This is a genomic window from Mesorhizobium silamurunense, from assembly GCF_014843825.1.
GTDB classification, from domain to species: domain Bacteria; phylum Pseudomonadota; class Alphaproteobacteria; order Rhizobiales; family Rhizobiaceae; genus Mesorhizobium; species Mesorhizobium silamurunense.
This window is the reverse complement of the sequence record NZ_JHQR01000162.1, coordinates 43,514-49,718: the sequence shown is the minus strand read 5'-3', so window position 1 is coordinate 49,718 and position 6,205 is coordinate 43,514. Positions and strand designations below refer to the sequence as shown.

Below are 6,205 nucleotides of genomic sequence, written 5' to 3'. Positions count from 1 at the left end.
GCCACATTTCAAACAACGTGACAACGCCATGCGCACGGCTACCTCATCAAGATGCCAGACATCGTCTTTCGATGGCGCCTTGCGGCGCAGGCGACGTGCATAATCGGGACTGTGCTTCTTTCCCCAGCGGCGGATGGTCTCGTAGGAGACGATGATCCCCCGCTCCAGCAGCATTTCTTCAACATCGCGCAGGCTCAGCCCGAACCGGTAATAAAGCCAGACGGCATGAGCAACGATATCGATCGGGAAGCGATGGTTCTTGTAGGTGGCGCATGCTTCGACCATGCCAACCTGACTTATCGTCAAACCGTTAAGCCAAAATCAATGTGACAGCACCGTCAGCACCAATGTCCTGAAAAGCCGCCGCGTTCGCACCCCGCGGCATGCCGGGCACTATGCCGATCTGCTCGAAGCCAGAGCGGCGCTCGCGAGGGTTGCGGGCAATATAGAAGCACGAATTTTTGCCGTTTCGTGCTTTCTCTGGAATGCCATTCGTCGCTAAAGCACTGTAATGAGCTCAAAAAAGGTAAAACCGTTCGGCGGTTTTCCTCCCATCCCGCTGACGGTGTTCCCCTCTGAAGGTTTTGCCCTTCCTTTGGCCGGGCCGTATTCGAGCCCGGCCATTTTTTGTTCCGGGGCGCTGCTTGTTCGGCGCTGCTGGAACGCGTTCTCCATCAAGGTCGGCGTCGGCACGACACCCGGTCTCGCCGGACAGCAAGGGGCGCCGGTGGGTTCTTCGTCGACTACGGTCGTGCCCCTGGCGATCACCGTCTTCGGCGTTCGACCATGACGATTGCAATGCGGCCCGGCCCGTTGGAGGCCGGCTCTCGATGACGCTGGCGGTGGCGGTAGGATTGTTCTCGACCGCGACCTATGCCGGCCCGACGCTCGACAAGTTCAAGGAGCGCGGCTCCATCAAGGTCGGCGTCGGCACGATACCCGGCTTCTTCTCGCCGGACAGCGCGACTGGCGGCGTTTCAGCCTCGGCGTGAAATGCCGTGATACGTTTGAGAAACGCGGCTGCTTGCTGTCCCGTGAACAGAAAATACTTGCTTGGGCCGGAATCGCCGAGCGCTTCGGCTTACCGGGAGACCCATCCCTCACTTGGTCCGGCGCGGTTTTGAGGAGGCAATCAGTTTTTCGAGTGCCTCTTGTCCTGACAATCGTTTTTCCAGTTTCGATGAGGCTCGGCGCATCAGCATCTGGCCGAATAGGCGTTACCCGCTGGCAAATTTATAACTTCGTTGGTTGCTCCCGGGCGTTGTGCCGAGCTGCCTCGCGAATGGTCTGCAAGAGGATTGTAAAGGCCGGCGAGGGGGCGGTGTCGGTCCGCATCGTCAGGCCGACCGGTCCCTTGGTCTCCTCGGTGTCGACCGGCAAGGCGCCAAAGGCGCCGCTGGAAATCTCGTTGGTGACGACGCCGGCCGAAATGATCCAGACGGCATTGCTCTGGCGCATGAAGGCGCGTCCGAAGGAGTCCGAGACGGTTTCGATCTCGGTCGCCGGCGCGGTCATGCCGTTGGTGATGAACAGGCGATCGACAAAGGGACGGATAACGGATTCCCGGGTCGGCATCAGCACCGGGAATTCGTCGAGTCTCGCGAAGATGTTCGCTCCCGGTTCGAGCAGCGGATGCCCGGCCCGCACCACGAACAGCACCTGTTCGGAGTAGAGGTGCTCGAAGAAGAAGCCGGTCATGTTCTCCGGCGCCGCCAGCCGCCCGACGACGAGATCCAGCGCGCCGATGCGCAATTGTTCGAGCAGCACCGCATTCTCGCCGGTGACGATCTTGATCGCCGCACCGGTGCTTTCTTTCAGAAACAGGCTCATGGCGAGCGGCATCACCCGCGCCGACACGGTTGGCAACGCGCCGATGCGGATCGGGTGCCGGTTGACCGCGCCATCCTGCCTGACGGAATCGACGCCTTGCTTCAGCGCCGTGATCGCTGTGCCGGCATGGCGAAGGAAGATCTCGCCGACGCGCGTCAGCCTGATGCCGCGGCCGTCGCGTTCGACCAGCGCCACACCGAGCGCCTCTTCCAGTTCGCGCAATGTCTTGGTCACCGCCGGTGGGCTGACATGCAGCAAGTCGGCCGCTCTCGCCACGCTTCCCTGCCGCGCAACTTCCAGGAATGCCTGCAGGTGACGGAAGCGGATGCGGCTCTCGGACACGGATTTGATAACCCCTGAGTTAATGGAATGGCGCAAAATATCATTTTACCGAACCAAACGCCTTGTGCAATGTGGAGATGGAGGACCGAAATCGTGCCATTCGTCACCATCGGCGGCATCACGCTGCACCACCGTCGCATCGAGGCGAACGGCAGTGCTCGCCCGATCGTTTTCATCAATTCGCTCGGCACCGACTTCCGGAGCTGGGACCAGGTCCTGTCGATTCTGGGCGGAGAAATGCCTCTGCTGGTCTACGACAAGCGCGGCCACGGGCTCTCGGATATCGGCGACATCAGCTCGATCGACGATCATGTCGATGATCTCTGCGGTCTCATCGATTACTTCGGTCTTGGCAAGGTGGTGTTGTGCGGCCTGTCGGTCGGCGGTCTGATTGCGCAGGGATTCCACGCCAGGCGTCCCGAAGGAGTCGAAGGTCTGATCCTATGCGACACGGCTCACAAGATTGGCACCACCGACAGCTGGAACACGCGCATCGCAACGGTCGAAGGCAAAGGGATCCAGGAGATTGCCGACGGGGTGCTCAAAGTGTGGTTCACCCCCAGCTTCCACGCGACGCGTTCGGCCGAGCTCGACGGCTACTGGAACATGCTGACCAGGCAGGCGCTCGCCGGCTATCTCGGTACATGCGCAGCCGTTCGCGACGCCGATTTCACCGAGGCCGCGCGCCGCATCGCCGTGCCGACGCTTTGCATCGCCGGCGACCAGGATGGCTCGACGCCTCCCGATCTGGTCCGCTCGCTGGCCGATCTGATCCCCGGCGCGCGCTTCGAGATCATCCGCGACGCCGGGCATATTCCTTGCGTCGAACAGCCTGAAGCGCTGACCGCCCTGATCCGCGATTTTATCGCATCGCTTGCCCTTGGAGCTGAAACCCATGGATGAAGTCCCCGGCAACGCCGCCAGATATCGCACGGGTCTCGCGGTGCGGCGGTCCGTGCTCGGCGATCCGCATGTCGACCGGGCCGAGGTCGCCGCCACCGATTTCGATCAGCCCTTTCAGGACCTGATCACCGAGGCCGCCTGGGGAACGGTGTGGGCACGGCCGGGCTTCACCAAGCGCGAACGATCGATCGTCACGCTGGCGCTGCTGGCAGCACTCGGCCATGATGAGGAGGTCGCCATGCATGTGCGCGCCACCGCCAACACCGGTGCCTCGCGCGACGACATCTGCGAAGCCTTCCTGCATGTCGCCATCTATGCCGGCGTGCCGGCCGCCAATCGTGCCTTCAGAATAGCCAAGGACGTGTTTTCGGAAATGGACGGAGCCAAGAATGCCAGCTGAGTCCGGCTCGAACCACAGGCCCGAGACCGGCGCCTTCTTCCAGCGCGACCGGACCTGGCATCCGCCGGCGCTGACGCCGAACTACAAGACATCCGTGCTGCGCTCGCCGCAGAAAGCGCCGCTCGCCTTCGACAACACGCTGTCGGAAATTGCCGGCCCGGTCTTCGGTCACGCCATGCTGGGCGAACTCGACGCCGACCTGATCCACAATTTCGCCAGACCCGGCGAGAGCGCCATCGGCGAGCGCATCATCGTCTATGGGCGGGTGCTCGACGAACGTGGCGTTGGCGTGCCCGGCGCGCTGCTCGAATTCTGGCAGGCCAATGCCGGTGGCCGCTATCGCCACAAGAAGGATGGCTATCTGGCGCCGCTCGACCCGAACTTTGGCGGCTGCGGCCGTGCCATCACCAGTGAGGATGGCGGCTATGCCTTTCGCACCGTCAAGCCCGGCCCCTATCCCTGGCCGAACGGGCCGAACGACTGGCGGCCCTCGCATATTCACTTTTCGGTCTTTGGCCATGGTTTCGCCCAGCGGCTGATCACGCAGATGTATTTCGAGGGCGACCCACTGATCTGGCACTGCCCGATCGCGCGTGGCATCCCCGACAAGGCGGCCATCGAAACGTTGATCGCCGTGCTCGACATGCAGGCGACGATCCCCTTCGACGCGCGCGCCTACAAGTTTGACATCGTGCTGCGCGGGCGCCGCTCCTCGCTGTTCGAAAACCGGCTGGAGGGCAATTGATGGCCCAGTCGCTCGACCGGCTCAGGGAAAGCCCCTCGCAGACCGCGGGACCCTACGTCCACATTGGGTTGACGCCCAATTTCTGCGGCATCGGCGGCGTCTATGCGAGCGACCTTGGTGCGACCATGGTCAATGACAAGACCAAGGGCGAGCGTATCGGCCTGCGCATCCGGGTGCTCGACGGCACCGGCACGCCGCTCAAGGACGCACTGGTCGAGATCTGGCAGGCGGATACGGATGGGCTCTACAATTCGCCGGCGGAGCGGCGCGGCACGGCCGATCCGAACTTCTCCGGCTGGGGCCGCTGCCCGACCGAGACCGGCCTGTGCACATTCGACACCATCAAGCCGGGCCGCGTGCCATCAAGGGATGGAAGCCTGATGGCGCCGCACATCACGCTCTGGATCGTCGCCCGCGGCATCAATCTCGGCCTGCACACGCGGCTCTACTTTTCAGACGAGGAAAAGGCCAATGCGCAGGATCCGATCCTGACGCGCATCGAGCACAGCGTTCGCGTGCCGACGCTGATCGCCAAGCGTACCGGCGATATCTATGTCTTCGACGTCCATCTCCAGGGGGAGAAGGAAACGGTCTTCTTCGACAGCTGATGCGCAGGAGACTTGCGACATGACCGTATCGCCCTTCGACCATCCATTGCTCTCCGCTCTTCTCGGCGACGGGGAAGCGAGCCGGCATTTTTCCGTCGAGGCGGAAATCGAGGCGATACTGGCGTTCGAGCGGGCGCTGGCCGAAGCGGAGGCCGAAAACGGGATCATCACTAGGGATGCCGCGGCGACTATCGTGGCGGCGCTTGGCACGTTCCGTCCCGACACCGCCTTGCTGCGGGAAGGTGTCGCCAGGGACGGCGTCATGGTGCCGGAACTGGTGCGCCAGATCAGGGCAGCGGCCGGCGAACCGCATGGCCAGAAAGTGCATTTCGGTGCGACCAGCCAGGATGTGATCGATACGGGCCTGATGCTTCGGCTCAAATCCGTCGTCGAGCATCTCGGCCTGCTGTTGACCGAGACCGTCATGCGCCTCGCCTCACTCGAAGAGCGCTTCGGGGGCAGGGCGCTGACCGGGATGACGCGCATGCAGCCAGCGATCCCTGTTCATGTGGCGGACCGCATAGTGGCATGGCGAGCACCTCTGCAGCGGCACCAGGAGAGATTGTCGGAACGGTCGCGGCGACTGCTGGTGGTGCAGTTCGGTGGCGGCGCCGGCACGCTGGAAAAGTTGGATGACAAGGGTTCGGCGGTGCGTGCGGCCCTTGCCGCAAAGCTCGGCCTTGCCGATGCGCCGCAATGGCAGAGCCAGCGTGACGCGCTCGCCGACTTCGCCGGCTGGCTGTCGCTGGCAACCGGCAGCCTCGGCAAGTTCGGCCAGGACATCGCGCTGATAGCGCAGGGCGGAACCGACATTGTCCTTTCCGGCGGTGGCGGCTCGTCGGCCATGCCGCACAAGCAGAACCCGGTGAAGGCCGAGGCGCTGGTGGCGCTCGCCCGCTTCAACGCCACACAGCTTTCCGGCATGCATCAGGCGCTGGTGCATGAGCAGGAACGGTCGGGCGCGGCGTGGACGCTGGAGTGGCTGCTGCTGCCGCAGATGGTGGTGGCGACAGCCGCATCGCTGCGCCTTGCCGCCGAACTGGCCGGACAGATCGAAAGTCTCGGGCACTGATGCGCACACAGGTTCTCATTGTCGGGTCCGGAGCGTCCGGCATGCTGCTTGGCCAACTCCTGGCCGGCATCGGCGTCGAGAAAAGCCGCGAGCATGTGCTCGGCCACGTGCGGGCAGGGGTGCTCCAACAGGGCACGGTCGACCTGCTCGGGGAGGCTGGCTCTGCTGCAAGGCTGCATGCCAAAGGCTTGCTGCATTCCGGCATCTCGCTGGTCTCGATGAGCGGGGGCGTTCAGTTCGACGACACTGGACTTGGCAGTGGCAAGGCGCAGGCGGCGGCGAAGTTTGAGGGCCGGCCCAAAATG

The 6,205-nt window shown here is 63.5% G+C and carries 8 protein-coding genes and 2 pseudogenes; 8 read left to right on the top strand and 2 right to left on the bottom strand.

The genetic code is table 11. The features are described 5' to 3' along the window. Positions 1-285 (bottom strand): annotated as a pseudogene (locus DH10_RS18475) (IS6 family transposase); the annotation flags it as partial. 226 nt (positions 286-511) lie between these two features. Between DH10_RS18475 and DH10_RS18470 the strand changes: the two are divergent. Both DH10_RS18470 and DH10_RS18465 read left to right on the top strand, forming a co-directional pair. Further along, entirely contained in the window at positions 512-790 is a 279-nt protein-coding gene (locus DH10_RS18470; protein ID WP_192385204.1) for a hypothetical protein, read from the top strand. Positions 791-830: 40 nt separating this feature from the next. Beyond that, the gene (locus tag DH10_RS18465; protein WP_192385214.1) at positions 831-992 is read left to right on the top strand and encodes a hypothetical protein; all 162 of its coding nucleotides are present in this window, start codon (positions 831-833) and stop codon (positions 990-992) included. Positions 993-1,233: 241 nt separating this feature from the next. On the opposite strand, the gene pcaQ is transcribed toward DH10_RS18465, so the two are convergent. Then, the gene (gene pcaQ, locus DH10_RS18460) at positions 1,234-2,172 is read right to left on the bottom strand and encodes a pca operon transcription factor PcaQ (protein ID WP_192385203.1); all 939 of its coding nucleotides are present in this window, start codon (positions 2,170-2,172) and stop codon (positions 1,234-1,236) included. Between the two features lie 93 nt (positions 2,173-2,265). On the opposite strand from pcaQ, the gene pcaD reads away from it, so the two are divergent. From pcaD to DH10_RS37680, 6 genes and pseudogenes are all read left to right on the top strand, one after another. Then, positions 2,266-3,075, top strand: coding sequence for a 3-oxoadipate enol-lactonase (gene pcaD, locus DH10_RS18455; RefSeq protein WP_192385202.1), 810 nt, complete (start codon positions 2,266-2,268; stop codon positions 3,073-3,075). Next, positions 3,068-3,475 (top strand): 4-carboxymuconolactone decarboxylase, encoded by a 408-nt coding sequence (gene pcaC / locus DH10_RS18450; protein ID WP_192385201.1) that lies wholly within the window; start codon positions 3,068-3,070, stop codon positions 3,473-3,475. Before pcaD ends, pcaC begins: the two co-directional genes overlap by 8 nt. Beyond that, a complete protein-coding gene (gene pcaH / locus DH10_RS18445) occupies positions 3,465-4,220 on the top strand; it encodes a protocatechuate 3,4-dioxygenase subunit beta (protein WP_192385200.1) in 756 nt (251 codons plus the stop codon). Before pcaC ends, pcaH begins: the two co-directional genes overlap by 11 nt. Next, a complete protein-coding gene (pcaG, locus tag DH10_RS18440; RefSeq protein WP_192385199.1) occupies positions 4,220-4,828 on the top strand; it encodes a protocatechuate 3,4-dioxygenase subunit alpha in 609 nt (202 codons plus the stop codon). Before pcaH ends, pcaG begins: the two co-directional genes overlap by 1 nt. Positions 4,829-4,847: 19 nt before the next feature. Then, positions 4,848-5,900: a 3-carboxy-cis,cis-muconate cycloisomerase gene (locus tag DH10_RS18435; protein ID WP_192385198.1), complete on the top strand. Its 1,053-nt coding sequence runs from the start codon at positions 4,848-4,850 to the stop codon at positions 5,898-5,900. Further along, positions 5,900-6,166, top strand: a pseudogene (locus DH10_RS37680) (FAD-dependent monooxygenase); the annotation flags it as partial. The gene DH10_RS18435 and the pseudogene DH10_RS37680, both read left to right, overlap by 1 nt. Between the last annotated feature and the right edge of the window lie 39 nt (positions 6,167-6,205).